This window comes from Enterobacter sp. JH25 (assembly GCF_021725435.1).
Classification (GTDB): Bacteria; Pseudomonadota; Gammaproteobacteria; order Enterobacterales; family Enterobacteriaceae; genus Enterobacter; species Enterobacter intestinihominis.
Genome location: NZ_CP091319.1, coordinates 1,921,878 through 1,948,045 on the forward strand (window position 1 = coordinate 1,921,878; position 26,168 = coordinate 1,948,045).

24 protein-coding genes are annotated in these 26,168 nt (G+C 55.2%); 4 read left to right on the forward strand and 20 right to left on the reverse strand.

The features are described from left to right. Positions 1–47: 47 nt before the first annotated feature. The 12 genes from gstA to blr all read right to left on the reverse strand — a co-directional run bounded on the left by gstA (position 48) and on the right by blr (position 10,227). Positions 48–653 carry a glutathione transferase GstA gene (gstA, locus tag L2Y28_RS09195; protein ID WP_022647915.1) on the reverse strand — a complete coding sequence of 202 codons (606 nt, stop codon included), beginning with the start codon at positions 651–653 and terminating at the stop codon, positions 48–50. 105 nt (positions 654–758) lie between these two features. After that, on the reverse strand, positions 759–2,267 hold the full coding sequence (gene dtpA / locus L2Y28_RS09200) for a dipeptide/tripeptide permease DtpA (RefSeq protein WP_022647916.1): 1,509 nt from the start codon (positions 2,265–2,267) through the stop codon (positions 759–761). A gap of 608 nt (positions 2,268–2,875) precedes the next feature. After that, a complete protein-coding gene (nth, locus tag L2Y28_RS09205; RefSeq protein WP_015570668.1) occupies positions 2,876–3,511 on the reverse strand; it encodes an endonuclease III in 636 nt (211 codons plus the stop codon). After that, positions 3,508–4,194, reverse strand: a complete 687-nt coding sequence (locus L2Y28_RS09210; RefSeq protein WP_003857592.1) for an electron transport complex subunit E — start codon at positions 4,192–4,194, stop codon at positions 3,508–3,510. Before L2Y28_RS09210 ends, nth begins: the two co-directional genes overlap by 4 nt. Before the next feature lie 2 nt (positions 4,195–4,196). Then, a complete protein-coding gene (gene rsxG / locus L2Y28_RS09215) occupies positions 4,197–4,817 on the reverse strand; it encodes an electron transport complex subunit RsxG (protein WP_022647917.1) in 621 nt (206 codons plus the stop codon). Between the two features lie 10 nt (positions 4,818–4,827). Beyond that, positions 4,828–5,880, reverse strand: a complete 1,053-nt coding sequence (gene rsxD / locus L2Y28_RS09220) for an electron transport complex subunit RsxD (protein WP_022647918.1) — start codon at positions 5,878–5,880, stop codon at positions 4,828–4,830. Next, a complete protein-coding gene (gene rsxC / locus L2Y28_RS09225; RefSeq protein WP_022647919.1) occupies positions 5,881–7,902 on the reverse strand; it encodes an electron transport complex subunit RsxC in 2,022 nt (673 codons plus the stop codon). Continuing rightward, positions 7,895–8,473, reverse strand: coding sequence for an electron transport complex subunit RsxB (rsxB, locus tag L2Y28_RS09230; RefSeq protein ID WP_015570664.1), 579 nt, complete (start codon positions 8,471–8,473; stop codon positions 7,895–7,897). Before rsxB ends, rsxC begins: the two co-directional genes overlap by 8 nt. Next, positions 8,473–9,054: an electron transport complex subunit RsxA gene (gene rsxA, locus L2Y28_RS09235; RefSeq protein WP_022647920.1), complete on the reverse strand. Its 582-nt coding sequence runs from the start codon at positions 9,052–9,054 to the stop codon at positions 8,473–8,475. The genes rsxB and rsxA overlap by 1 nt, the downstream gene beginning before the upstream one ends. A gap of 76 nt (positions 9,055–9,130) precedes the next feature. Then, positions 9,131–9,571: a DUF2569 domain-containing protein gene (locus tag L2Y28_RS09240; protein ID WP_015570663.1), complete on the reverse strand. Its 441-nt coding sequence runs from the start codon at positions 9,569–9,571 to the stop codon at positions 9,131–9,133. Positions 9,572–9,656: 85 nt separating this feature from the next. Next, positions 9,657–9,872, reverse strand: coding sequence for a transcription modulator YdgT (ydgT, locus tag L2Y28_RS09245; protein WP_000217941.1), 216 nt, complete (start codon positions 9,870–9,872; stop codon positions 9,657–9,659). 229 nt (positions 9,873–10,101) lie between these two features. Beyond that, on the reverse strand, positions 10,102–10,227 hold the full coding sequence (gene blr / locus L2Y28_RS09250; protein WP_151884424.1) for a division septum protein Blr: 126 nt from the start codon (positions 10,225–10,227) through the stop codon (positions 10,102–10,104). 239 nt (positions 10,228–10,466) lie between these two features. On the opposite strand from blr, the gene L2Y28_RS09255 reads away from it, so the two are divergent. Beyond that, positions 10,467–11,507, forward strand: coding sequence for an oxidoreductase (locus tag L2Y28_RS09255; RefSeq protein WP_022647921.1), 1,041 nt, complete (start codon positions 10,467–10,469; stop codon positions 11,505–11,507). 56 nt (positions 11,508–11,563) lie between these two features. On the opposite strand, the gene add is transcribed toward L2Y28_RS09255, so the two are convergent. The 3 genes from add to malX form a co-directional block, all read right to left on the reverse strand. Continuing rightward, positions 11,564–12,562 carry an adenosine deaminase gene (gene add, locus L2Y28_RS09260; protein ID WP_022647922.1) on the reverse strand — a complete coding sequence of 333 codons (999 nt, stop codon included), beginning with the start codon at positions 12,560–12,562 and terminating at the stop codon, positions 11,564–11,566. Positions 12,563–12,658: 96 nt separating this feature from the next. Then, positions 12,659–13,831, reverse strand: coding sequence for a MalY/PatB family protein (locus L2Y28_RS09265; RefSeq protein ID WP_022647923.1), 1,173 nt, complete (start codon positions 13,829–13,831; stop codon positions 12,659–12,661). Between the two features lie 49 nt (positions 13,832–13,880). Further along, entirely contained in the window at positions 13,881–15,473 is a 1,593-nt protein-coding gene (malX, locus tag L2Y28_RS09270; protein ID WP_022647924.1) for a maltose/glucose-specific PTS transporter subunit IIBC, read from the reverse strand. Between the two features lie 179 nt (positions 15,474–15,652). Here malX and L2Y28_RS09275 point away from each other — a divergent pair, with 179 nt between their 5' ends. Next, on the forward strand, positions 15,653–16,681 hold the full coding sequence (locus L2Y28_RS09275; RefSeq protein ID WP_022647925.1) for a Mal regulon transcriptional regulator MalI: 1,029 nt from the start codon (positions 15,653–15,655) through the stop codon (positions 16,679–16,681). 55 nt (positions 16,682–16,736) lie between these two features. Here L2Y28_RS09275 and L2Y28_RS09280 read toward each other — a convergent pair whose 3' ends face one another. Both L2Y28_RS09280 and manA read right to left on the reverse strand, forming a co-directional pair. Continuing rightward, positions 16,737–18,263 (reverse strand): YdgA family protein, encoded by a 1,527-nt coding sequence (locus tag L2Y28_RS09280; RefSeq protein WP_022647926.1) that lies wholly within the window; start codon positions 18,261–18,263, stop codon positions 16,737–16,739. A 99-nt stretch (positions 18,264–18,362) separates the two neighbouring features. Beyond that, complete coding sequence (gene manA / locus L2Y28_RS09285) at positions 18,363–19,538, reverse strand: mannose-6-phosphate isomerase (protein WP_022647927.1); 1,176 nt, start codon at positions 19,536–19,538, stop codon at positions 18,363–18,365. Positions 19,539–19,737: 199 nt separating this feature from the next. Here manA and fumA point away from each other — a divergent pair, with 199 nt between their 5' ends. Both fumA and fumC read left to right on the forward strand, forming a co-directional pair. After that, positions 19,738–21,384 carry a class I fumarate hydratase FumA gene (gene fumA, locus L2Y28_RS09290; protein ID WP_022647928.1) on the forward strand — a complete coding sequence of 549 codons (1,647 nt, stop codon included), beginning with the start codon at positions 19,738–19,740 and terminating at the stop codon, positions 21,382–21,384. A gap of 182 nt (positions 21,385–21,566) precedes the next feature. Continuing rightward, positions 21,567–22,961 (forward strand): class II fumarate hydratase, encoded by a 1,395-nt coding sequence (gene fumC / locus L2Y28_RS09295; protein WP_022647929.1) that lies wholly within the window; start codon positions 21,567–21,569, stop codon positions 22,959–22,961. Here the strand turns inward: fumC and tus are convergent, their stop codons facing one another. The 3 genes from tus to iraM form a co-directional block, all read right to left on the reverse strand. Continuing rightward, positions 22,962–23,891 (reverse strand): DNA replication terminus site-binding protein, encoded by a 930-nt coding sequence (tus, locus tag L2Y28_RS09300; protein WP_022647930.1) that lies wholly within the window; start codon positions 23,889–23,891, stop codon positions 22,962–22,964. It lies immediately after the preceding gene. 74 nt (positions 23,892–23,965) lie between these two features. Continuing rightward, positions 23,966–25,264 (reverse strand): two-component system sensor histidine kinase RstB, encoded by a 1,299-nt coding sequence (rstB, locus tag L2Y28_RS09305; RefSeq protein WP_022647931.1) that lies wholly within the window; start codon positions 25,262–25,264, stop codon positions 23,966–23,968. A 325-nt stretch (positions 25,265–25,589) separates the two neighbouring features. Then, positions 25,590–26,009 carry an anti-adapter protein IraM gene (gene iraM, locus L2Y28_RS09310; protein ID WP_048966459.1) on the reverse strand — a complete coding sequence of 140 codons (420 nt, stop codon included), beginning with the start codon at positions 26,007–26,009 and terminating at the stop codon, positions 25,590–25,592. Between the last annotated feature and the right edge of the window lie 159 nt (positions 26,010–26,168).

Consider the following 26,168-nt stretch of genomic DNA (forward strand, 5'->3'; position numbering starts at 1 on the left):
GTAGGCCGGGTAAGCGCAGCGCCACCCGGCAATACAGCGCGCTCGGATTAATTCAACCCTTCTGCCTTCAGCGCCGCTGCAACCGCAGGGCGTGCCGCTACGCGTTCCATATACGACGCAATATGATCTAATCCTTCCAGGTTCAGCTTCACCGCGCGCGCCCAGCGCAGAACGGTAAACAGATACGCATCAGCAATGGTGAAACGCGCACCGCAGATCCACTGATCGTCTTTCAGTGATTCATTAATGTACTGCATCTTTTTCTCAAGTAACGCACGTACGGTCGGTTTGTACTCTTCCGGAGTATCCGGGCGGAACAGCGGCGTAAAGCCTTTGTGCAGCTCGGTCGCGATGTAGTTAAGCCACTCAAGGGTTTTATAGCGAGAGATACTGCCTGTTGGTGCCAGCAGCTGACGATCAGGCACGTTGTCGGCCAGGTACTGCATTATCGCCACGCCTTCGGTCAGCAGCGTACCATCATCCAGCAGCAGGGCCGGAACCTGCCCTTTTGGGTTAATCGCAAAAAAGTCATCCCCGTTTTCCAGGCGCTTTTTCATCAGGTCAACGCCGTCCAGCGTGAAATCCTTACCGCTCTCGCGAAGGGTGATATGCGAAGCAAAAGAGCAGGCGCCCGGTTTATAGAACAGTTTCATCGGTAACTCCTTTTTGCTGAGGTTCCCGCTATGTTAGTGCGCGTTCAGATAAAAAAAAAGCCGCTAATCAATTAGCGGCTTCTGTTCAGTCGTTTCCCGATGACATTACGCGTTCGCGGTGTTGATCGCTTTAGCGGATTTGTCGTCGTCCTGCGTCATACGATTGAGTTTTGGTGCGGTGAGCAGCATCAGCACGGCAATTACGGCTGTCGCGATACCAATTTGCATGAACACGGTGCCGTAGACGTTCAGGGAGACCAGCGGGTCGGTAACGTTGTCCGGTACCGCCATCAGGTTCGCAATCTTACCTGCAATGATGGCTGCGCCAGCGGTCGTCAGGAACCAGCTACCCATGATGAAGCCCATCAGACGCTGAGGGACCAGCTGTGCAACCATCGCCAGGCCCAGACCGGAGATCATCAGTTCACCGATGGATTGCAGCGCATAGCTCAGGATCAGCCAGTTAACAGACACGATACCCGCGTCGGTCGCGAATTTCGTCCCCAGCGGCAGCACCAGGAATGCGCCAGAGCACAGCACCATACCGATAGCGAACTTGTGCGGCATCGGCAGACGGTCGCCCATCTTGTTATAGATAGCGGCCAGAATCGGGCTACCAATCATGATCCAGAACGGGTTCAGTGCCTGGTACTGCTCCGGCTCGAACGCGATACCCAGGATGGAGTGCTCAACGTTGCGGATTGCGAAGAAGTTCAGAGACGTCGGCATCTGGCTGTACAGGACGAAGAAGATAATCGCTTCCAGCATCAGGATGAACGCCACAATCATCTTACGACGTGCCGCACCCTGCATCGCGAAGGCTTCTTTAGCGAAGATAATCACGATACCCAGCGCAACCACGGCCAGCACGGCACGTGCAATACCCTGGTTGTGCAGCAGCCAAGTCGCGACAGCGGCCAGGATCACAATGCCGACGATGGTTGCCAGCAGTTTGCCCATATGCACGGGTTCGAAGTCTGGTTTAGAACCATAATCTTTAACCCAGCTGCGACAGAACAGGAAGTTCACAACGGTGATCAGCATACCCACGAAGCTCAGCGCAAACGCTACGCTCCAGCCGAATTTCGCGGCCAGCCATGGGGTTGCCAGCATAGAGAAGAATGAACCGATGTTGATGGACATGTAGTACATGGTAAATGCACCGTCCAGACGCGGATCATCTTTGTTGTAGCAGGTAGAAAGCAGGGAGGACGGGTTAGCCTTAAAGAGGCCGTTACCTACCGCGATGGTAGCCATGCCCATGTATACCACGCCCGCATCGTGCCCGGACCATGCAACCAGGCCATAGCCAATCGCCAGAACCACGGCGCCCAGCATAATGACACGTTTCGTACCGAGAACTTTATCGCCTAACCAGCCGCCGATGGCGACCAGGCCATAGACCAGAGCGCTGAAGGACGAGAACAGCGTGATGGAATCGGCTTCGGACATACCCAGTTGCTTAACCAGGTAAACGGCCATAATCCCTTGCAGGCCGTAGTAGCCAAAACGCTCCCATAATTCGATAGAGAAAATGAGATAGAACGCTTTAGGCTGTTTGAAAGCGTTAAGACTTACGCTCTCATCTGTTGGTTTATTGTTTGCAGTAGACACATATACCTCTTTTTTTACATCCCATATTAACGGGGGTGTTCATAGCGTGATGACCGTAGTCCATCCGCTTTATAGTTATATTGGGAGGGGAAACGGCGGGTAATGTTCACTATCCAGCCCCATCTGGCAATACGTTTGTAATAATCTGTTACATATAACTGTGGCGGTATAATCATCGGTTCACGCAAATGTTATGCAGCGTTAAATTTCATCCGTTGAGAATTGGTGGTTTTTTTCACTGTAAATGACCCTGATGAATGGCTGTATGGCGATATGTTCTGCTATTTTGGGTGAAAGGCAGTGATATAGCCCATATTCTGAAAAATGACTGGTCTTATATGCGGTGAGTAAACGAGGAGATCTTGTCTGGCAAAGGCGTGGAGAGGGTTTTAACAACAAAAATCCAACATCAAGTTATCAGAGTGATCGCGATCACAGATGTATAGAAATTTTTGGTGATGAAAAAACTATTAACCTGTTTGAGTGTTAAATATCCGCAGAATCGACAACGCTTTATGGACAATGAGAGGGAAAATTACGGCCAAGGGAGAAGATATCAGAGCCCTTGTTTAATCTAAGGGCTTGAACAGTAACAAGTGGATGTACCTTCAGGGATAGACTTTTTCTTTGTATTCACAGAGATCTTCGATAATGCAGGAGCCGCAGCGTGGCTTACGTGCAATACAGGTATAGCGCCCGTGAAGGATTAGCCAGTGATGGCAATCCACCTTAAATTCCGCAGGGACCACTTTTAATAGCTTTTCTTCCACCTCTTCCACGTTTTTACCCGGCGCGAACCGGGTGCGATTAGAAACGCGGAAGATGTGAGTGTCCACGGCGATCGTCGGCCAGCCAAACGCCGTGTTGAGCACGACATTTGCCGTTTTACGCCCGACGCCTGGCAACGCTTCCAGCGCTGCGCGATCTTCCGGGACTTCACCGCCGTGCTGCTCAAGCAGGATCCGGCAGGTCTTAATGACGTTTTCGGCCTTACTGTTAAACAGGCCGATGGTCTTGATATAGGATTTTACCCCTTCAACCCCCAGCTCCAGCATAGCCTGCGGCGTATTGGCGACAGGGTAGAGCAGGGCCGTGGCTTTGTTGACGCTCACGTCAGTGGCCTGCGCAGAGAGCAGCACCGCGATCAACAGTTCAAACGGCGAGTTAAAATTCAGCTCTGTCGTTGGATGAGGATTCTCATCGCGCAGGCGCGTCAGGATCGCAATGCGTTTCTCTTTATTCATACTGCTTTCTCGGGGATCCCTTCCTGTACGCTGCGTTCAGCGGCGCGGCGTTTACGTTTTTCATCAATCAGGTATTTTAACGCCAGCATCATTCCAAGGCCAATGAAGGCGCCTGGCGGCAGCATGGCCAGCAGGAACGGGGTGTCCGTATGGAACACCTCGATACGCAGCGATTTCGCCCAGCCGCCAAGCAGCGCGTCCGCACCGTCGAAGAGCGTACCGTTGCCCAGAATTTCACGCAGAGAGCCGAGGACGAACATGGCGGCAGTCGCGCCCATGCCGATGGAAAACCCATCCAGCGCGGAAATTGCCGGGTTGTTTTTCACCGCGAAGGCTTCAGCGCGGCCCACGACAATACAGTTAGTCACGATAAGCGGAATGAAGATCCCGAGCGACTGGTACAGGCCAAATGCGTAGGCGTTAATTAGCATTTGCACGACGCTGACCACCGATGCAATGATCATGACATAAATCGGAATACGGATTTCCGATGGCGTCCAGCGGCGCAAAACAGAAATGGAGAAGTTGGTCAGGGTCAGCACCAGCGTGGTCGCCAGCCCCAGCCCGAGCGCGTTGGTGGCGGTAGACGTCACCGCCAGCAGCGGGCACAATCCCAACAGCTGTACCAATGCCGAGTTGTTCTTCCAGAGTCCCTGGACGATAACCTCTTTAACCTGGCTCATGGTCACTCCTCACAGGCGGAAAGATGATTGATCTGCGCGGGCAGCGTTTCGGCATACAGACCGGCGCGTTTGACGGCGTTGACGACCGCGCGGGGCGTAATCGTGGCGCCCGTGAACTGGTCAAACTCACCGCCATCTTTTTTCACCGCGAAAGCAGGATCGTCCTCGCCATGAATCATCTTACCGGCAAAGTGTAAAATCCAGTCGCTCAGGCGTGTTTCAATTTTGTCGCCAAGGCCCGGCGTTTCGTGATGTTCCGTCACGCGCGTACCCAGCACGGTGCCGGAAAAATCGCTGCCTACCAGCAGCTGAATTGCGCCAGAGTAACCGTCCGGCGCAGTGGCTTCCATGATGGCACCCACCGGGTTCTCGCCCTTACGGGCAATATAAACGCGGTGGCTTCCTTTACCGAGCTGCGGGGCCTGCACGACAAAGCAGCTTTTTTGCAGGTTATTATCATAGAAGTCTGATGGGATCACCTGATCGAACAACGCCTTTTGCTGCTTCATTGCCTGCTCTTCAATGGTGCTTTTCGTCAGTTCATTTACCAGCGCGGTCAGCCCGGTGAGGGCGGCGGCGAAGATCGCCAGCGTGACGCCGTGTTTTTGCATAGTCTTTAGCATGGCGTAACCCTTAGCGATGACCGTACACGCGTGGACGCGTGTAGTAGTCGATGAGCGGAACGGTGATGTTAGCCAGCAGTACGGCAAATGCCACGCCGTCCGGATAGCCACCAAAGCTGCGAATAAGCCAGACCAGCAAGCCCGCCAGCGCGCCGAAAATCAGACGACCTCGGTTGGTGGTAGAGGCGGTGACCGGATCGGTGAGAATAAAGAATGCCCCGAGCATGGTCGCGCCGGAGAGCAGATGGAGCTGTGGGCTGGCCAGTGACTCAGGTGAGATGACCCAGCCGAGCGTTGAACAGACGGCCAGCGTCACCAGGAAGCTCACCGGAATATGCCAGCGGATCGCTTTTTGTTGCAGCAGGAAGGCACCGCCCAACAGGTAGGCCAGATTGACCCACTGCCAGCCCGCACCCGCCAGTACGCCGCTGTAAATAGACGATTTCATCACCTGCTCGACGCTGTGGCCGGCACGCAAGGAGGTTTTGAAGGTATCGAGCGGGGTGGCCTGGCTGATGCCATCCACGCCCATGCGAAGCGCGTTCATATCCGCGCCCATCGCGGTGTGGCCAGTAAAGATAACGTTCAGGGCATCCATAAAGCCGGGCACCGTGGCGGCGATCTCATGCGGCGGCAGCCAGCTGGTCATCTGTACCGGGAAGGAGATCAGTAGCACCACGTAACCAATCATTGCCGGGTTAAACGGGTTATGGCCCAGCCCACCGTACAGCTGCTTGGCGATGATCACCGCAAATACCGTTCCCAATACTACCATCCACCACGGGGCGAACGGGGGAATGCTGATGGCAAGCAACAGGCCGGTCAACAGGGCGGAGTTATCGCTCAGGATGCGAGTCACCTCCATTTTGCGCAGCTTCAGGATCGCTGCTTCCGCTGCGACGGCACTGGCGCAACCCAGAACTAACTGGAAAAGCGTACCCCAGCCGAAAAACCAACACTGTACGGCAATACCTGGCAACGCGGCCAGGCACACCAGCATCATAATACGCGATGTCTGGCGCTGGTTATGGGTGTAAGGGGAACTTGCAATTCTGAAAACCATTTAATCCTCGTTAACGGCTTGCTGCGCGGCTTTCTTTGCCTGAACACGCGCAATCGCGGCGGCGACTGCGGCTTTGCGTGGATCGTCGTTGGCGGCCGCAGGCCGTTCGTCCTGCTGTGCAGCTTTTCGTGCTTTGGCACGGGCGATGGCCGCTTCAACGGCGGCTTTACGTGGGTCGACAGGCGCTTCACTCTCTTCGGCAGGCTGAAGCTGTGCCGCTTTACGTGCTTTGGCGCGGGCGATAGCGGCTTCAACGGCCGCCTTGCGCGGATCGGTCGCTTCCTGTTCAACCACCACTGTCTGCTGACCGGCTTTACGGGCTTTTGCCCTGGCGATAGCCGCTTCCACCGCCGCTTTACGCGGGTCTGTGTCGGCTTCCGGTTTGGCGTTTTGCGCCTTCTCCGCCTGACGTGCGCGCGCTTCGGCTTTACGCGCTTCGCGGGCGGCAATCGCTTCGCTATTGTCCGGCTTTTGGCCAGACACGATCGCTACCGGCTGAGCGGCAGTCGCGTTCTTCTCCCGCACACGGGCGAGGGCAGCGTTAATCGCATCCTGATCTTTCGCCGCAGGCTGCACGGCAGCCTGCTTATGGCGTTCCTGACGGGCTTGTTTCTCGCGCTCCAGTCGCGCCTGGCGCGCTTCAAAGCGAGCCTTCGCTTCAGCGGCACGTTTTTCTTCCATGGAGATAGCGTAGATTTCGGCTTTCTCCTGACGGAAGTACTGCACCAGCGGAATATTGCTTGGGCAGACCCAGGCACAGGCACCGCATTCAATACAGTCAGCCAGGTTATGCGCCTGGGCTTTATCGTGCAGCTGGCCTTTGCTGTACCAGTACAACTGCTGCGGCAGCAAGTCTGCCGGGCACGCATCCGCGCAGGCGCTACAGCGTATACAACCTTTCTCTTCCTGCGTTTCGCCCATCTCCGTTGGGGAAGGGGCGAGCAGGCAGTTGGTAATCTTCACCACTGGCACATCCAGCCACGGCAGGGTAAAGCCCATCAGCGGGCCGCCCATAATGACCATCTGCTCGCTCCCCGGGCAGAAGCCAGCCTGTTCCAGCAGATGATGCACCGGCGTACCCAGACGCGCCCAGACGTTGCCGGGACGGGAGACGGACTCGCCGGTCAGCGTGACGACGCGTTCGGTCAATGGCTCGCCGTCAATCACCGCACGTTTCACCGCGTAGGCAGTACCCACGTTTTGCATCAGCACGCCGATGTCGGACGAACGGCCCCCGTGGGGGACCTGTTTTCCGGTCAGGATCTGCGTCAGCTGCTTCGCCCCGCCGGACGGGTATTTGGTCGGGATCACGCGCAGGGCGATATCATGGCTGTCCGCCAGTACCGCACGTAGCATTGAAATGGCCTGCGGTTTATTGTCCTCAATACCGATCAGCACTTCGCGGGGTTGCAGGATATGCGCAAGAATGCGAATACCTTCCACCACCTGCGCGGCACAGTCCTGCATCAGACGATCATCGGCGGTGATGTACGGTTCGCACTCGGCGGCGTTAATAATCAGCGTTTCGATTTTATCGCCGCCGCCGTGAAGCTTGGCGCCGGTCGGGAAGCCAGCGCCTCCAAGACCTGCTACGCCAAACTGATGAATGCGTTCAATCAGCGCTTCACGGCTGCGGGAACGGTAGTCGCTCCAGCCGTCACGATCGATCCAGCGATCTTCCCCGTCGGCTTCAATGATGACGCTCAGCTCAGACAACGCCGAGGGATGGGCAACGGTATGGGGGGCAACAGCCACCACCTTGCCCGAAGTCGGGGCATGTATCGGCAACATACGTCCACGACCAAAGGTCAGCGGCTGGCCGCGAAGGACGGTATCGCCTTCTTTCACGCACAGCTCGCCTTCCGCGCCGATGTGCTGTTTCAATGGCATCACGTAGCGGGTCGCCAGCGGAATTTGACGCAGCGGCGTACCGTTTGACTGGGTTTTCATTTCCGGGGGATGGATACCGCCGTCGAAGTCCCAGATCTTCTCTTTTCTGAAAGCAGAAAATAACTTAAGCATGTTGTTCCACAGGAATATTGCGAACCGGAATGGTCTGAAGATCCCATTTCCAGCTTTCGGTCGTCGTTTCAACCGGGCGGAGTTCTATACACTGCGTCGGGCAGGGGGCCACGCAGAGGTTACAGCCGGTGCACAGGTCCGCCACAACGGTGTGCATGGCGCGGGTTGCGCCTACAATGGCGTCGACAGGGCACGCCTGAATACATTTGGTGCAGCCGATGCAGTTGGCTTCGTCGATAACAGCAAGGGCACGAACGGGCTCCTGCGCCTGTTCATCGCCGTCGACAGGCTGCGGATCGACATTCAGCAGGGCAGCTATTTTAAGCATGACCGCTTCGCCACCCGGCGCGCAGCGGTTGATCTTTTCTCCCTGCACGCCCACCGCCTCAGCGTAAGGACGGCAGCCAGGGTAGCCGCACTGCCCACACTGGCTCTGCGGCAAAAGCTCATCAATTTTTTCAACCACCGGATCGTCCTCTACCGCAAACCGGCGGGAGGCATAACCCAGAATGATGCCAAAGACGAGTCCCAGTACGCTGATGGACGCGATGGCAATCCAGATAGCACTCATTACAACTTCACCAGACCACTAAAGCCCATAAAGGCCAGAGACATTAAACCTGCGGTCACCAGAGCGATGGCGTTACCGCGAAACGGCGCGGGAATATCCGCCGCTGCCAGACGCTCGCGAATCGACGCGAACAGGACCATAACAAAAGAGAAACCGACCGCCGCGGAAAAACCGTACAGCGCCGACTGCATGAAATTATGCCCAAGATTGATGTTGAGCAGCGCCACGCCCAGCACAGCACAGTTGGTGGTGATGAGGGGCAGAAAAATACCCAACAGGCGATACAGGGCAGGGCTGGTTTTACGCACTACCATTTCGGTAAATTGCACCACCACCGCAATGACCAGAATAAAAGACAAGGTGCGCAGGTAGAGCATGTCCAGCGGGATCAGGATCCAGGTATCAATCAGCCATGCGCAAATGGAGGCCATCGTCATCACGAAGGTGGTGGCCAGCCCCATGCCCATTGCCGTCTCCAGCTTTTTGGAGACCCCCATAAACGGGCACAGGCCAAGGAACTTCACCAGTACGAAGTTATTAACCAGCACAGTTCCGACAAAGAGCAGTAAGTAATCGGTCATTATTTAGCCTGAAATAAAAGAGCCGCCTATTATCGGATAAACGACAACAGGCCACAACAGGTTAACTGTAAGGTTATTACGGGTTAACGAAGGTCTTCTTAACGCGCGTCGACCGCTTGAAATAGGGCACCAGAAGCGCCGTTGCAAGCAACGGAAAGAGTAGCTGGCGAACCGCCAGTGCGTCAGAAACTGGCGAAAAAGCGAACGCTTTGACGGCAAGCAGCACGGAGACCAGCAGCCAGATAATGTAATGTTTCGGCACGCTTTTGCGGCGTTTGAAGAAGGCGATGGTCAGCCAAAGCGTGTAGTACCACATCGCGATTGCGAAAACGAACGACACAAACCACGTCGCAATATTGAGCGCGCTCTGAGACATCAGTGTCTGGATAGCATGAGGAGTAACCAGTGCAGTGGTGTAAAGCAACAGCGCCAGCGAAGCGCTTAATAAAGCCACCAGCAGCCATGCCAGCGGGGCGATTAACCAGCCCCCAATTCTCTCTCCAGGCAATGCGGTCATACGCTCTCCCATAGTCTGCGCGAAATGTTATACAGAAATTTGCAGGGCGGAGAGTATATAACATTTCACGCCGAAGGCTACTTTCTTATACAACGTAACGCCAGACAGATTTAGGTACTTCCCCCACGTTGAACAGACGACCGCCAGAGACGAGTTCGGCGCGACGATGGTCAGCCGCGCGGTACATATTGATGATGTCCTGATTATCCGACAGCGTGTAGTTCAGATGGTCAAACAGTTTTTCCAGGCTTTCGAGGGAATTGATCTTGCGAAATTTTAATAAATAGTCCTGAACTGTCATATTAATAAGTTTCCATATAAAAGGGTAATACCCATAAAGGTAATGCGTTCGAATAATAAACGGATTAATAAAGACGTAAACTGTCCACTCGGGTAACGCGACGAAATTAGGAGTTTTCTTTGCGAAGATTCAGGCATCAGCAGATGCCTGGAAGAGAAGGGTAACCCCGTTCATTACGGCTGGCAATACGTTCCATGACGTAATGTGTCACGCTTTATGACGATGCGGCTTACTTTTGTTGAGCAACAGTAACAGGCTCCGGCGGCTGGTAGTTATCGATATGGCTGGCAATGCCGAGCAACACGACTGAAACGCCAAGGACAATCCATCCCGCTAATTCAATGATTCGATTAATTATTAATGACATATTTTGTGTTTGTAATTTATCCATAAATACAGATTACAAATGTTACAGCGGCCTTTTCGACAGAGCAAGCGCTTTGGGAACGATTCCCGGGCCCCATATACACACTTTAATGCGAGGTAACAAAAAAAGCTGTCGCGAGATGCTATTTTAACTCACAGGGCACATTATTAATCTGTGCGTTAAGCACAAGGCCAGTGATAAATAAGCGCACAGCGAGGGGGCATACGATGAGTGAAAACATCCGCGTCGGTCTTATTGGCTACGGGTACGCAAGCAAAACCTTTCATGCGCCGCTGGTTGCCGGCACGCCGGGAATGGAACTGGCGGCTATCACAAGCAGCGATGAAACCAAAGTCCATGCCGACTGGCCAGCCGTGCCGGTGGTAACGGAGCCTAAGCATCTGTTTAACGATCCTAATATTGACCTTATTGTCATTCCCACCCCTAACGACACCCATTTCCCCCTGGCGAAAGCGGCGCTGGAGGCTGGCAAACATGTCGTTGTCGATAAGCCTTTTACCGTGACGTTGTCACAGGCGCGCGAGCTGGATGCGCTGGCGCGAAGCCTGGGTCGGTTATTGTCGGTCTTTCACAACCGGCGCTGGGATAGTGATTTCCTGACGATCAAAGCGCTGATAAACGAAGGCACGTTCGGCGAAATTGCTTTTTTTGAGTCTCACTTCGATCGTTATCGTCCGCAGGTGCGAGATCGCTGGCGCGAGCAGGCGGGACCGGGCAGCGGCATCTGGTATGACTTAGCGCCGCATCTTCTCGATCAGGCCGTTCATCTGTTTGGTCTGCCCGTAAGCATGACGGTCGATTTAGCGCAGCTCAGGCCGGGGGCGCAGACCACCGACTATTTCCACGCCGTTTTGAGTTATCCGCAGCGGCGCATTGTGCTGCACGGGACAATGCTTGCGGCGGCGGAATCGGCCCGCTATATCCTTCACGGGGCGCGCGGCAGCTATGTGAAGTTCGGCCTGGATCCGCAGGAAGAGCGCCTCAAAAATGGCGAACGCTTACCGCAGGAAGACTGGGGTTACGACATGCGGGATGGGGTGGTGACGCGTGCAGAAGGTGAGGTACTGGTCGAAGAAACGGTGTTGACCCAGCCGGGGAACTATCCGGCGTATTACGCCGCAATTCGTGACGCGCTGAACGGTTCAGGTGAAAATCCGGTTCCGGCGAGCCAGGCAATCCAGATTATGGAGCTCATCGAGCTGGGGATCGAATCTGCCAAACATCGCGCAACGCTCTGTCTGGCATAAGTGCCAAACGCTTTCGTAGGCCGGGTAAGCGCAGCGCCACCCGGCAGTAAAGAGGACTACTGAGCAACTTTATCGCGCAGCGCCTGTTTCTCTTCAGGCGTCAGGAAGGCGATCTCCAGCCCGTTGATTTGCGCCTGACGGATCTGCTCGCGGCTCAGCCCGGCCTGCGGCGCGGCGATGTTGTATTCGTGAATAATATCCACGCCCTGAACCGCCGGATCGTCCGTGTTCAGTGAAGCCAGCACCCCGTGTTCAAGGAAGGTTTTCAGTGGGTGTTGCGCCAGCGACGCCACTGTACTGGTCTGAATATTGGAGGTCAGGCAGGATTCGATTCCAATACGTTGTTCGGCGAGGAAATCCATCAGCGCGCGATCTTCAATGGCTTTCACACCGTGACCAATACGTTCCGCACCCAGTTCACGAATGGCCTGCCAGATGCTTTCCGGCCCCGCGGCTTCGCCAGCATGAACGGTAATATGCCATCCTGCATCACGTGCGCGGTTGAAATGAGACAGGAACAGGCTGCCCGGGAAGCCCAACTCATCACCGGCCAGGTCGATGGCGGTGATCTGGTCGCGATGCGCCAGTAACGCTTCCAGCTCCTGAAGACAGGCCGCTTCACCGAAGGTACGGCTCATAATGCCGATCAAACGCGCCTGAACGTCAAAGGTTTTGCAGCCTTCACGCACGCCTTCAATGACCGCTTCAACCACGCCCGCTACGGGGAGACTGTGGGTCATCGCCATATAGCCCGGAGAGAAACGCAGTTCGACATAGTGCAGGCCGTTGCGAGCGGCATCTTCGATGTTTTCAAAGGCGACACGGCGACAGGCATCGAGCGAGGCCAGCATCTTCACGCCCCAGTCAAGCTTGCTCAGAAAACTTACCAGATCCGGCTCGTTCGACGTCACCTGGACATGGGGGATCAGGGTTTCAAGCGTTTCGGCAGGAAGCGTTAAATTGAACTGGCGACCAAGATCGAGAATAGTTTGGGCACGAATGTTCCCGTCGAGGTGGCGGTGAATATCAGTTAAAGGCAGGCGTGTATCAATCATGGTCGCACTCTTTGCTGGTTAAAGTGCGCCATATTATAAAAACAAAACGGGGGAAAAAGCTATTTGCGCAAGGGAATATTCCGTTGCGCAAATAATTTACAGCAGAGTGTTGATGCCAGCGATAAGGCGCTGAACGCCCTGTTCAAGCTTACTACGCGGACAGCCAGCGTTCAGTCGCACATAGCCTTTTCCTTCATCCCCATAAGTATATCCCGGCATGATGGCCACTTTTTGCTGTTCAATCAGCACGTTTTGCAGCGTTTTGTCATCAATACCGAGTGGGCTGAGATCAATCCAGGCCAGATAGGTGGCCTCTGGCGGTTGCCAGTTGAGTGTCGGAAATGCAGCATTCAGTTCGTCAGCAATGTAGCGCAGGTTTTCTTCGAGATAGGTCCGCAGCGCGTCCAGCCAGGGTTCGCCCTGCCGGTAAGCAGCAATGTGCGCGGTCAGCGCCAGCACGGAAGGGGAAGAGAGTCCGTCCCGCCCTTTTAATGCATTCAGATAGACGTTACGGCTGTCGTCATCGGCGATAAGCCCCCAGGCGCCCGTCAGTGCCGGAATATTGAAGCTTTTGGAACCCGAGGTCAGCAGCGCCCATTTACCGCGTGCAACCTCATTCCACGGGGTATGGCGATGCGTGCCCCATACCATGTCCATATGAATTTCGTCGCTGATTACCGCCACATCATGACGGCTGCAAAGCGTTGCAATAGTGGCCAGCTCTTCCCGCGTCCAGACTTTGCCGGTTGGATTTTGCGGGCTACACAGCAGCAGAACCGTGTTTTCCGGTTTTGCCAGCGCCGCTTCCAGCGTGGCCATATTGCCGTCCCAGCCACGCGCCGTTTTCTGCATCGGCACGGAAACAACGGTACGCTGGTTGCCTTCAATGGCTTTATAAAAGGCATCGTAAGCCGGGGTATGAACCACCACGCCGTCGCCAGGCGCGGACCATATGCGGATCAGCTCCGAGACCATATAAATGACCGACGGCCCATACACTACGGTTTCGGTATCAATCTGACTGTTAAAGCGTTGCCGGAACCAGTTCGCCACGGCAGCCAGAAATTCGTCATTTTTCCAGCGGCTGTAGCCAAACACGCCGTGGTTGATGCGCTGGTGCAGCGCATCGGTAATGCAGGGAGCGGTGGCGAAATCCATATCAGAGATGGTGAAGGGCAGCAGGTCGGCAGCCCCAAAACGGTCAGCGACATAATCCCACTGGGTACACCAGGTGCCGTGTCGATCCACGACGGTAGAAAAATCAAACATGACGGTGCTCCGTAAAGTAAAACCCCCTCATGACGAGGGGGGCGAGGCATCAGGCTTCGACGGTTCGCATCAGGGTTGCCAGCTCATCCTTCACTGACTGTACCTGCGGGCCAATGACGACCTGCAAATTGTGTTGATTTAACTGTACCACGCCGATAGCCCGGTTAGCTTTAAGTGCGTTGGTATCCACTTTGGACATGTCCGCCACCGACAAACGCAGGCGGGTGATGCAGTTATCCAGAGAGGTAATGTTATCCGCACCGCCCAGCGCCGCCAGAATAGCCGGCGTGTTATATCCGGATTTCCCAACGGTACCGGCCACTGCCTGTTCAACGCTGGTGGCCGTATCGGTATCGCGGCCAGGCGTTTTCAGGTTAAAGCGGGTGATGGCGAAGCGGAAGATCCCGTAGTAAACCGCGAACCAGATGGCGGCCACAACCGGCACCAGATACCACTTGGTGGACAGGCCGTGCAGGATACCGAATACCACGAAGTCAATCACGTTACCGTCAGTGTTACCGATGGTTACACCGAGCACAGCCATCACGGTGAAGCCCAGGCCTGTCAGTACGGCGTGGATGAGGTATAACACCGGTGCCACGAACAGGAACAGGAACTCAATAGGTTCTGTCGTACCGCCCACCACGCAGGCAATAACGCCGGAGATCAGAAGGCCTTTAATTTTATGACGATTTTCCGGACGGGCGCAGTGGTACATCGCCAGCGCAGCGCCCGGCAGGCCGCCGAGGAAGGCAGGCATTTTCCCCTGAGAGAGGAAACGCGTCGCACTTTCAGAGAAGCCGTGCATGGTCGGGCAGCTCAGCTGGGCCTGGAAGATGGTCAGCGCGCCGCTAACGGAATGACCGCAAACGTCCATAGTGCCGCCTGCTTCAGTAAAGCGGATCAGGGCAACCAGGATGTGCTGTAAACCAAATGGCAGCAGCAGACGTTCACCCGTACCGAAAATCATCGGGCCGAAATCACCCGCGCCGTTGATAATGCGGCCAATACCGGTGATCCCCATGGCAAAAACCGGCCAAATCAGAGGGATGATTAGACCAAACAGACCCATCACAACCAGCGTAATGATTGGCACAAAGCGGGTGCCGCCGAAGAAGGCCAGCGCATCGGGCAGGCGGATGTTATGAAAGCGCTCGTGCAGCATCCAGATGATCACTCCCGCGATCACGGCTCCAAGGATCCCGGTATCGATGGACTGAATACCAATCACGCTCTGAATGTTATTGGCTTTCAGTACCGCCGCGTCGGTCGTCGGCAGGATCCCTTTGGCGGTCAGCCAGAAGTTAACCGCAAGGTTCATGACCGCATAGCCAACGAAGCCCGCAAACGCCGCCACGCCTTTGTTTTCCCGCGCCAGACCCAGAGGAATGGCGATACAGAACATCACCGGCAGGAAGCTAAAGGCAAACGATCCGACCTTGCTCATCCAGATAAAGATCGCCTGCAGTACCGGATTTCCGAGGAAAGGGATCAGGGTAATGACGTCATGGCTGCTTAACGAGCTGCCGATCCCCAGCATGATCCCGCAAAAAGAGAGAAGCGCCACGGGCAGCATAAAGGTTTTGCCCAGTTGCTGGAAAAACTCCCACAGCGATATTTTTTGTGCTGCTTTCGTCGTCATAAAACGACTCCTTAAATGGTAGAAAGAGATTTAACGACCGCGATGGTGCGAGAAGATAAAACGTTTTATCAAACTTTAGTGCGCGCTAAATCACATTCTCAGGCTTTTACTGGTAGTATAAAGATAACGTATTGATAAAACGTTTTAGCGATCTCATTATCAAGGAGTCACGCCACCACATGGCTGTAGCGAAAAAGATCACCATCAACGATGTCGCGCTGGCGGCGGGGGTTTCCGTTAGCACCGTTTCGCTGGTATTGAGCGGGAAGGGGCGCATCTCTCCTGCTACGGGTCAGCGCGTCAACGAGGCCGTTGAGCAACTGGGCTTTGTGCGTAATCGCCAGGCGTCGGCGCTGCGCGGTGGGCAAAGCGGGGTGATAGGGCTGATTGTTCGCGACCTCGCGTCGCCGTTTTATGCAGAACTGACCGCCGGGCTTACCGAGGCGCTTGAAGCGCAGGGACGAATGGTTTTCCTGCTCCACGGTGGGCGCGAACCGGAGCAACTGCTCTCCAGGCTGGATATGCTGCTGACGCAAGGGGTGGATGGGGTGATCGTGGCCGGCGCGTCCGGTGTGGGCAGTGAATTGTGTGAGCGCGCGGCGCAGAAAGGCGTACCGCTGGTGTTTGCGTCGCGCGCCAGCTATCTCGACGAAGCCGATACCCTTCGGCCGGATAACATGCAGGCCGCGCAAATGCTGACCGAGCATCTTATTCATCGCGGCCATCAGCGCATCGCCTGGCTCGGCGGTAAAAGCTCGTCCCTGACGCGTGCGGAGCGGGTGGGCGGTTACTGCTCCACGCTCATCAAATACGGCCTGCCGTTTCACAGCGAATGGGTGGTGGAGTGTGAGTCCAGCCAGAAAAAAGCCGCCGAAGCCATCGGCACGTTGCTTCGCAACAGCCCGACAATCAGCGCGGTGATTTGCTATAACGATGTGATTGCGATGGGGGCGTGGTTCGGCTTGATCCGCGCCGGACGCCAGAGCGGTGAGGGCGGGGTAGAAACGTTCTTCGGCCATCAGGTGGCGCTGGGGGCATTTGCGGATGTCGGTGAAAATGCGCTAGACGATCTCCCCATCGTCTGGGCGACGACGCCGGCTCGTGAAATGGGGTACACCCTGGCAGACCGAATTATGCAGCGTATTGAAAATACGGACGTGCAGGCCGGGCATCAGATTGTGGCGGCGCGGTTAGTGACGGTGAAGTAATCTCCGCTGCACATCGCCCGGCAATAAAAAACCCCTCATGCGAGGGGTTTTTCGTTTACTGCTGCGGTACTGCCGGCGGCGCAGCCGGTTCAGCCGGTGCCGGAATGCCCAGCGTCGGCATACCAAACATGCCGACAAAATCTTCCAGCGGCATTTTGTCGCCGTTGAGCGTTACCTGGCCATTAGCATATTGCAGGCTGGTGGAAATGGTGTTGTCTTCCACCTTCGTGATGCGGAACATCTGGCCCATCGCCGCCAGGCCTTTCACCTGTTGGTTTGCCAGTTTACCTGCATCTTCTTCACCATACCCTTCGAGTTTCGCAATCTGCGTCATGAACTCGGTTGCCATATCCATCGGGATGGTCAGCTTGCTGTCGAGCGATTTCACGCTGCGGTCAACTTCCTGCGCCAGGGTCTGCGGCTCGCCGGTCGCGGCCGCCGGATCCTTCAGGAACAGCGACAGGTTGAAGTTGGTTTCGCCTTTGTCGTTTTTCCAGCTCAGTGGCGCAACGGTAATTACCGGCTCGCCTTTCAGCAGGATCGGCAGGTTATTAAACAGCACGGCCATCGCCTGCTGCTGGTACGCCTGCGGGTTCTGTTGCAGGGCGGCATCGGTCAGCAGAGCCTGACTCTCTTTGCTGTATTTCTGGCTAAATTCGTGCCATGCCTGGCCGTCAATGTTGCCAATTTTCAGTGACAGCTTGCCGGTACCCAGGTCCTGATTCTGTACTTTCAGGCTTTTCAGGCTGTAATCCAGCTGGGTGTTGATGCTTTTACCGTCTTTGGAAACGTCAGACTTGCCGTCCAGATCCATGCCTTCCAGCACTGCCATCTCTTTACCTTCAATCGCAATGGCGATCTTATCGAGGCTCAGCTTCTGATCGCCAATACGCTCGTCAAAATCGGTCATACGGCTATTGCCGCTGGCTTTCAGGTTGTTGAAGGTAAGCTGGACCTTCTGGTTATATTCATTGACTGAATTCACCAGGCCGCTGGCGGCATCGCCGGTCAGAGAGACATTCTTGCCGTCGCGATCGGCATCAAGCTGGAAATTACCGCCGCTGAAGGCGACTTTATCGGTGCCTTGTTCGTAATTCAGCGCTTTCAGGTCGATGTCGGAACGCGTATCACCGGCATAGCTGATGCGGGTATTGATCTCGAACGGCGACTCATTTTTCGCCATATCGAAAATTGGCTTCGTCACCTCGTTATTTACCAGTACGGTTCTGGCGGATGCCATAGAGGGGATCAGGTTAAACTTTTTCAACTGTGCCAGCGGGAACGGACCGTGGCTGACCACTTCATCCAGTACCACGCTCTGGCCCGGTTTCAGCCAGGCGTTCTGATTGCCCGCTACCGGCTTCACCACCACCTGCATATGGCTGGTAAAGACGCCACGCTGGTAGTTCTGGTAGCTCAGCTCCAGGCCTGCTTCAGGCGCGCTGCGCTTAATCTCGCTGTTTGCCTGCGCCATCATCTCTGCCAGACGGCTTTCCAGCTGTTTCCCGGTATACCAGGAAGCACCCGTCCAGATCACGCCTAAAGCAACAATCACTCCTACCGCTACGACCGATTTTTTCATTGCGATTATCCCTAAAATGAAACCAGGCGGTTAAAACCGCCTGGTGTTACAACGCCTGTTACTAGCTTAGCAAGAGTTGTTAAAAAATTCAGTAAGTCCCTAAAGCTTATTAAAAACGCGCGCCAGGCGACCAGTGCCGCTCACGAAGACAGGCGACTCGTTTGCCGGGACAAAAGCGGACTCCCCCGGTTTAAGCAGCAGACGCTCGCTACCGTTATGCAACGTCGCTTCGCCTTCCACACAGAACAGGATCGCGGCGCTCTCCTGTGCAATGGCGGTTTCGTCTGCGCTGAGGTCATGCAGGGAGAAGGCAAAATCGTCAACCGGAATCGGGAAGTCCAGCTCTGCGCCGTTTTTCACCGGCTGAGTGAGCAGCTCCGCAGCAGGTTTCGCCACGAACTTCACGTTGGCAACCAGCTCAGGTATGTCGATGTATTTTGGCGTCAGGCCCGCGCGCAGTACGTTATCGGAGTTAGCCATCACCTCCAGTGCCACGCCGTTCAGGTAGGCGTGCGGGGTTTCAGCGAACAGGAACATCGCTTCGCCCGGGTTGAGCTTCACCACGTTCAGCAGCAGCGGAGAGAAGAGGCCGCTGTCGTCCGGATAAAACGCGGAAATTATGCGAATGGTGTCCCATGGCTCACCCTGCTGGCCGTTCAGCGCGGCTTTCAGCACCGCCAGCGCGTGGGATTTTTCCTCGCCCTGCATATTCAACAGGCTGGCAAACAGCGCGCTCAGGGCTTCTGCGTTCGGGTTTTCCAGGAAGTGGGCGATCGCGTTGTGAGCCCCAGCGACCGGTTGCAGCAGGGAGATGATCTCGGAAAACTCGCGGAAGGCATTCATCGCCAGGAAAGGGGTAAGGGCGAAAACCAGTTCCGGCTTGTGGTTAGGATCTTTGTAGTTACGCTCTGCGGCGTCTAACGGAATACCGGCGGCATTTTCTTTGGCAAAGCCCAGCTCAGAGGCTTTTTTGTTCGGGTGAACCTGAATGGAGAGCGGCTGGTCGGCGCACAATACCTTGAACAGAAAAGGCAGCTCACCAAAACGATTCGCCACTTTATCGCCGAGCAGCGCGGCTTTGTCGGCATCGATGACATCACGCAGGCTGCGCACCTGGCCGCTGGCATCTTCAATTTTTGAGCTGCTCTTCGGGTGCGCGCCCATCCACAGCTCTGCCATCGGCAGGTTGTCCGGGTTGGCGATACCGTAGAGATCCGTTAACGCAGTTTGACTTCCCCAGGCGTAGTTTTGCACTGAGTTGATGAGTTTTTGCATTATCAAGCCCTGATTCATATGTGGAATTAACTTCGCGTATTAAAGCAATAAACCGAATGGAAGTAACCTGCGGATGTAAAAAGTCGTACTAGTCTCAGTTTTTGTTAAAAAATTGTGTAGGATAAGCTGACTCGCTTTTAAGCCGGGCAGCGGAACATCTGCCCTGAATAAACAGACCGAAGCAGTAAGTGAGAGAACAATGTCGAATAAACCCTTCCATTATCAGGATCCTTTCCCCCTCAGTCAGGATCGGACCGAGTATTACCTGTTAACCCGCGATTACGTTTCTGTCTCTGAGTTTGAAGGGCAGGAGATCCTCAAAGTTGACCCGCAGGCGCTGACGCTGCTGGCGCAGCAAGCCTTCCACGATGCTTCCTTTATGCTCCGTCCGGCGCATCAGCAGCAGGTTGCCGATATTTTGAGCGACCCGGAAGCCAGCGAGAACGACAAGTACGTTGCCCTGCAATTCCTGCGTAACTCTGATATCGCGGCGAAAGGCATTCTGCCGACCTGCCAGGACACCGGCACGGCGATTATCACCGGTAAAAAAGGCCAGCGCGTCTGGACCGGCGGCGGTGACGAAGCGGCGCTGGCGCGCGGCGTTTACAATACCTACACCGAAGATAACCTGCGCTATTCGCAAAACGCGGCGCTGGATATGTACAAAGAGGTGAACACCGGCACCAACCTGCCTGCGCAGATTGACCTCTACAGCGTCGACGGTGACGAGTACAAATTCCTCTGCATTGCCAAAGGCGGCGGTTCAGCCAACAAAACCTATCTTTACCAGGAAACCAAAGCGCTGCTTACCCCGGGCAAGCTGAAGAACTATCTGGTTGAGAAGATGCGCACCCTTGGCACTGCGGCCTGCCCGCCGTACCATATCGCGTTTGTGATTGGCGGTACGTCTGCTGAAAGCACCCTGAAAACCGTTAAGCTGGCCTCAACCAAATACTACGATGGCCTGCCAACGGAAGGTAACGAACATGGTCAGGCGTTCCGCGACGTGCAGCTTGAGCAGGAACTGCTGGCCGAAGCGCAGAATCTGGGGCTGGGCGCGCAGTTTGGCGGCAAATACTTCGCGCATGACATTCGCGTGATCCGCCTCCCGCGCCACGGTGCATCCTGTCCAGTGGGGATGGGCGTGTCGTGCTCTGCGGATCGTAACATCAAAGCGAAGATCAACCGCGACGGCATCTGGATCGAAAAGCTGGAGAACAACCCGGGCAAATACATCCCTGAAGAACTGCGAAAAGCGGGTGAGGGCGAAGCGGTACGCGTTGACCTGAATCGCCCGATGAAGGAGATCCTGGCGCAGCTTTCACAGTATCCGGTTTCAACGCGCCTTTCCCTGAACGGGACGATTATCGTGGGCCGCGACATCGCCCATGCGAAGCTGAAAGAGCGCCTGGACAACGGTGAAGGGCTGCCGCAGTACATTAAAGATCACCCCATCTACTACGCAGGCCCGGCAAAAACGCCTGATGGGTATGCTTCCGGCTCGTTAGGCCCAACGACGGCGGGCCGTATGGACTCCTACGTCGACCAGTTGCAGGCCAACGGTGGCAGCATGATCATGCTGGCGAAAGGCAACCGCAGCCAGCAGGTGACGGACGCGTGCCACAAGCACGGCGGCTTCTACCTCGGCAGCATCGGCGGCCCGGCAGCGGTGCTGGCACAGGGCAGTATCAAGAGCCTGGAGTGCGTGGAGTACCCGGAACTGGGTATGGAAGCGATCTGGAAAATTGAAGTGGAAGACTTCCCGGCGTTCATTCTTGTGGATGACAAAGGTAACGACTTCTTCAAACAGATCCAGTCTTCCCAGTGTTCGGCGTGTGTGAAGTAATTCTGTAAATTGCCGGGTGGCGCTGACGCTTACCCGGCCTACATTCTCGTAGGTCGGGTAAGGCGCAGCCGCCACCCGACATCAAAAAGAGCGCACAAAGCGCCATAACGTTTCTAAGAAGTCATCAATACTTATCTCTTAAGCATGTGAGCAATCCCATCTTTGTTATCAAGGAGTAAGTAATGACAATGCATCGCCGCGAGAAAGACTCCATGGGCGCCATCGACGTCCCGGCCGACAAGCTATGGGGCGCGCAAACCCAGCGTTCGCTGGAGCATTTCCGCATTTCGACAGAGAAAATGCCCGTCTCGCTAATCCAGGCGCTGGCGTTGACCAAACGCGCTGCCGCCAAAGTCAATCAGGATCTGGGCCTGCTGGATGCCGATAAAGCCTCCGCCATCATCAATGCCGCCGACGAAGTGCTGGCGGGCAAACATCCCGACGAATTCCCCCTTGCCATCTGGCAGACCGGCTCAGGCACCCAGAGCAACATGAACATGAACGAGGTGCTGGCGAACCGCGCAAGCGAGCTGCTTGGCGGCGTACGCGGCATGGAGCGGAAGGTTCACCCGAACGATGACGTGAATAAAAGCCAGAGTTCCAACGACGTGTTCCCGACGGCCATGCACGTGGCGGCCGTCATCGCTATCCGCGAGCAGCTTATCCCGCAACTCAACGTGCTCAAATCTACGCTTAACGAGAAAGCGCAGGCTTTCGGCGACATTGTAAAAATTGGTCGTACGCACCTGCAGGACGCCACGCCGCTGACGCTTGGCCAGGAGATCTCCGGCTGGGTGGCGATGCTGGAGCACAATCTTAAGCATATAGACAACAGCCTGCCGCATCTGGCGGAGCTGGCGCTCGGCGGAACGGCGGTTGGCACCGGGTTAAACACCCATCCCGAGTACGCGGTGCGTGTGGCAGAAGAGCTGGCGAAGATCACCGGGCAGCCGTTTGTTACCGCCCCGAATAAATTCGAAGCGCTGGCGACCTGTGATGCGCTGGTCCATACCCATGGCGCGCTGAAAGGGCTGGCAGCCTCGCTGATGAAAATCGCCAACGACGTGCGCTGGCTGGCCTCCGGCCCGCGCTGCGGCATCGGCGAAATCAGCATTCCGGAAAACGAGCCGGGCAGCTCCATTATGCCGGGTAAAGTAAACCCGACGCAGTGCGAAGCCATGACCATGCTGTGCTGTCAGGTGATGGGTAATGACGTTGCGGTCAACATGGGCGGCGCGTCGGGTAACTTCGAGCTTAACGTCTATCGCCCGATGGTGATCCACAACGTACTGCAATCGATTCGTCTGCTGGCCGATGGCATGGAGAGCTTTAACGAGCACTGCGCGGTGGGCATTGAGCCTAATCGCGAGCGAATCAGCCAGCTGCTGAATGAGTCCCTGATGCTGGTCACGGCGCTAAACACCCATATTGGTTATGACAAAGCGGCCGAAATCGCTAAAAAAGCGCACAAAGAGGGGCTTACCCTGAAAGCCTCTGCGCTGGCGCTGGGCTACCTGACGGACGCCGAGTTTGATGCCTGGGTCCGCCCGGAAGCGATGGTGGGCAGCATCAGGTAATCACTGCGCCACATACAGGTGCAGCCGCGGGATAATCAGCTGTAGCGGCTGCGCCTGGGGTTTATAGCGATGCTGAACGTTTTCAGCATCGTAGTTCAGCAGTTCTCCGATATCCGGCACCACCGCTCCCTGATCGGCATCGTAGAGCGCAATCAGCGGTGTCGGGCAGGCGTATTGCACCTGCTTTTGCTGTCCCGCATACCAGACACGAGCGATAGGCTGCACCTTCACCGGACGCTTTATTTTAAGACGGGTATCAGCCGGCAGGGAGGCAATGCTGTGGTACTCCTGCTCCAGCCGTTCAATCCACTGTTCCCGCGACCACGGGGCGACCGTTCGCGGCGACTTCAGGCTTTTCTCCAGCTGAGCCAGGATCTCGTCGCGCGTGAAGTTTTTAATGATGTGCTTGTTGGCCCAGCCGAAGCGCAGCGTGGCGGGGTGGCGCAGTACCGTCAGCGTGCGGTAAGCATTCAGGGTGATCAGCCCCGGAAGCTGGCGATGCACCCATTCAAAACGGGCAGCCGGTGCCAGCCCGGACTCAACGGTCACGATTTTCTCGAAGGCGGCTTTCAGTGTATTAATATGCGTAATTTGCGCCTCAATGGCTTCACGCGTTGCGGTATCCGTTTGCAGACAGATGACGCCGGGCAGGCGAACGGCGGCCTTACTGCTGCGATTTTCGGACTGCTGCTGGATGAAAAGGCGGCGATAGTGCTGCAACGTTAGTTCCAGCGCCACTTTACCGATATGCTGCGTTACCTCAATGGTGTTCAGCGGGTCGTGTTCCGCGCCTTTCGCCACCTCGGGCAGGGAAAAGACGCGGGCGGCCAGCAGGCGGCAGCCCTGTAGTTGCGCCGTCAGGGTCAGTAACGCCTGCTCTATTTCCCGAAATGTGGTGTTAAGCCTTTCGATGAGATCGTAAGTCGCCATAATAGCCCTTAATTAGTTACAACATACTACTGATATAGCACAACACGCCGGGTCAGGCCAGCGTGCGGTTTAGGTCAGGCAGGTACGGGAAGAGGAATGTTGTGATAGATCGGCCAGCTAAAGACGAACCGGGCCCCGCCCAGCTCGCTCGCTTCGCAGCAAACCGAACCGCCCATTGCCTGGGCAATAGAACGGACAATAGCCAGCCCCAGACCACAGCCGCCGGTAGCACGGTCGCGGCTGGGGTCGAGGCGCACAAACGGCTCGAAAACTTTTTCACGCTCCGCTGGCTCAATACCGGGGCCATCGTCTTCCACGCACAGAATTGCCTGGCTCCTCTGCAAATCTAAACCTATGCGCAGCGTGGTTTCGCTGTAGCGCATGGCGTTGTTCATCAGATTATCCAGCACGCGTTCCATCAGGCGCATGTCCAGCGCGCCGTACGCGCCGGGGGTAATGGCTGTCAGCAGTTTTCGCTGAGGGTTAACGCTCTGCACATCGTTAATATGCGTCTGTAGCCAGACGGGAAGATCCGGCGTACTGAGGTGCAACTCCGTCTGAGGCCGATCGAGGCGGGCATAGGTCAGCAGCTCTTCAATCAGCGCTTCAAGCTGGCCAATATCCCGATTGAGGGCCTGCGATTCCGCGGCGGTGAGGTTCTCGCTCATCTCCAGGCGATAACGCAGGCGTACCAGCGGAGTGCGCAGTTCATGCGCAATGCCGTCGATAAGCTGCTTCTTGCTGGCAATCAGGGCGTTGATGTTATCGGCCATCTGGTTAAAGGCAATACCGAGACGGTCAAAACTGGAACCACTGTCGAAATGTATGCGTTCAGTTAAATGACCCTCCCCAAAACGCTGTGCGGCGGATTCCAGTTTCAGCATGTCCTGCCAGTGCGGTCGCATCCAGATGAACACAGGGAAAGCGAGCGAGATGGCAATAAAGCCCAGCAGGGCGAGATCCAGCAGGCGCATCTGGTGCAGGTAATAGAGATAGGGCACTGGCCCGACGGCAAGGACATAGTGGCTGCGCGGAATACGCTGAATGAAGGTATATTTCTCGTCCAGGGCGACGATGACTCCATCGCGCAAACGCTGCATCGCCGGCGGCGCTAAATCAAAATCCTTCAGGGGTTCGATACGCAGATCAAACGACAGATTCAGATCCAGCTCTTTTAACGTACGTGCCCAGTCATGCGGAGGAATTTCGCGCAGCTCGCTACGCATCAGGTAGAGCGAGCTTTTCATCAGATCGTCCAGGGATTGTCTGCCCGCACGCTCTGCGGTGAACTTATAGACCAGCCCGACCAGCATGGTCATCACCAGAAAGCAGACAAACAGCAGTAAATAAAACTGAACAAACAGCTTCTTCATTAATTTCACCGAAACAGGGGCTTCACTACACGTCTTTTACCAGCAGGGTCGCTATGGGCGCAAGTCAGGCATGATGCGTTGAAAAGGGGTAATCGTCGAAAGGTAATAAAACACGGCATCGCTTTATTCCATCAATGCCCGGGTAATCCGTTTACGCTTCGCTATACGAGTTTATTTGCGATTGAGAGTATTTGTGAATCAGAATAACAATGACAAAGGCCACCTGCGGGTGGCTTTATTTATGGTGTTTACCAGTGAGAGGTATCCGGCGCAAACGGTGCGACAAAGATACTTATCTTTGTAACCTGAACATTACCAACATTCGTTAATGTCTGGATTTGACTGTGCTGACAATCAGTGGATTCGTGGCAAACCCATGCGGACACTTACGCGCGTTGCAATGCACCGCGTAGGTACATATCTCCTCTTCCTGGTTTCGATTGTATGGGCAGGCCATCTTGTTTTTAATTTCACTCCATAACATCTCGTTGTAAGGGGAGATGTTGTATATCGATATTGGCTTGAAAACACCATTAATGAAGACGCCATTCTTTGTCGGATATATCCTATCGCCGGGGTACAAATAAACATCGCTTTCATACCAAATGATGAGTTTCAAGAACTTGAGTCCCAAGATGCTTGAATAAACGATCCCCGTGTTAGGACAAATTACCGAGCTAATGACTCTCCATGACATTGCTATACCTCGTTCATTAAATAATTGAGAGAGTATAAGGTTTAGCATGAGAATTAGATTTCTGCAAACGCGTAAGCTATTGAAAAAGATCGATATTATTTATATGCTAACTATATCCCCTTTGTTTTCATAAGGATAAGATAATAATTTAGTCAATTGTAAAGTTCATTTTTAACACAATGTGCATTTAAGTGACGGATTTTTGAT

What these genes read in the sequence shown, in the direction of transcription:
- fumC (WP_022647929.1), top strand. Translation starts at nt 21,567, where the DNA reads ATGACAATGCATCGCCGCGAGAAAGACTCCATGGGCGCCATCGACGTC.
- tus (WP_022647930.1), bottom strand. Translation starts at nt 23,891, where the DNA reads ATGGCGACTTACGATCTCATCGAAAGGCTTAACACCACATTTCGGGAA.
- ydgT (WP_000217941.1), bottom strand. Translation starts at nt 9,872, where the DNA reads ATGACAGTTCAGGACTATTTATTAAAATTTCGCAAGATCAATTCCCTC.
- L2Y28_RS09265 (WP_022647923.1), bottom strand. Translation starts at nt 13,831, where the DNA reads ATGTTTGATTTTTCTACCGTCGTGGATCGACACGGCACCTGGTGTACC.
- fumA (WP_022647928.1), top strand. Translation starts at nt 19,738, where the DNA reads ATGTCGAATAAACCCTTCCATTATCAGGATCCTTTCCCCCTCAGTCAG.
- rsxB (WP_015570664.1), bottom strand. Translation starts at nt 8,473, where the DNA reads ATGAGTGCTATCTGGATTGCCATCGCGTCCATCAGCGTACTGGGACTC.
- rsxA (WP_022647920.1), bottom strand. Translation starts at nt 9,054, where the DNA reads ATGACCGATTACTTACTGCTCTTTGTCGGAACTGTGCTGGTTAATAAC.
- manA (WP_022647927.1), bottom strand. Translation starts at nt 19,538, where the DNA reads ATGCAAAAACTCATCAACTCAGTGCAAAACTACGCCTGGGGAAGTCAA.
- L2Y28_RS09255 (WP_022647921.1), top strand. Translation starts at nt 10,467, where the DNA reads ATGAGTGAAAACATCCGCGTCGGTCTTATTGGCTACGGGTACGCAAGC.
- add (WP_022647922.1), bottom strand. Translation starts at nt 12,562, where the DNA reads ATGATTGATACACGCCTGCCTTTAACTGATATTCACCGCCACCTCGAC.
- malX (WP_022647924.1), bottom strand. Translation starts at nt 15,473, where the DNA reads ATGACGACGAAAGCAGCACAAAAAATATCGCTGTGGGAGTTTTTCCAG.
- rsxG (WP_022647917.1), bottom strand. Translation starts at nt 4,817, where the DNA reads ATGCTAAAGACTATGCAAAAACACGGCGTCACGCTGGCGATCTTCGCC.
- L2Y28_RS09275 (WP_022647925.1), top strand. Translation starts at nt 15,653, where the DNA reads ATGGCTGTAGCGAAAAAGATCACCATCAACGATGTCGCGCTGGCGGCG.
- L2Y28_RS09240 (WP_015570663.1), bottom strand. Translation starts at nt 9,571, where the DNA reads ATGACCGCATTGCCTGGAGAGAGAATTGGGGGCTGGTTAATCGCCCCG.
- L2Y28_RS09280 (WP_022647926.1), bottom strand. Translation starts at nt 18,263, where the DNA reads ATGAAAAAATCGGTCGTAGCGGTAGGAGTGATTGTTGCTTTAGGCGTG.
- gstA (WP_022647915.1), bottom strand. Translation starts at nt 653, where the DNA reads ATGAAACTGTTCTATAAACCGGGCGCCTGCTCTTTTGCTTCGCATATC.
- iraM (WP_048966459.1), bottom strand. Translation starts at nt 26,009, where the DNA reads ATGCTAAACCTTATACTCTCTCAATTATTTAATGAACGAGGTATAGCA.
- nth (WP_015570668.1), bottom strand. Translation starts at nt 3,511, where the DNA reads ATGAATAAAGAGAAACGCATTGCGATCCTGACGCGCCTGCGCGATGAG.
- rsxC (WP_022647919.1), bottom strand. Translation starts at nt 7,902, where the DNA reads ATGCTTAAGTTATTTTCTGCTTTCAGAAAAGAGAAGATCTGGGACTTC.
- L2Y28_RS09210 (WP_003857592.1), bottom strand. Translation starts at nt 4,194, where the DNA reads ATGAGCCAGGTTAAAGAGGTTATCGTCCAGGGACTCTGGAAGAACAAC.
- rstB (WP_022647931.1), bottom strand. Translation starts at nt 25,264, where the DNA reads ATGAAGAAGCTGTTTGTTCAGTTTTATTTACTGCTGTTTGTCTGCTTT.
- rsxD (WP_022647918.1), bottom strand. Translation starts at nt 5,880, where the DNA reads ATGGTTTTCAGAATTGCAAGTTCCCCTTACACCCATAACCAGCGCCAG.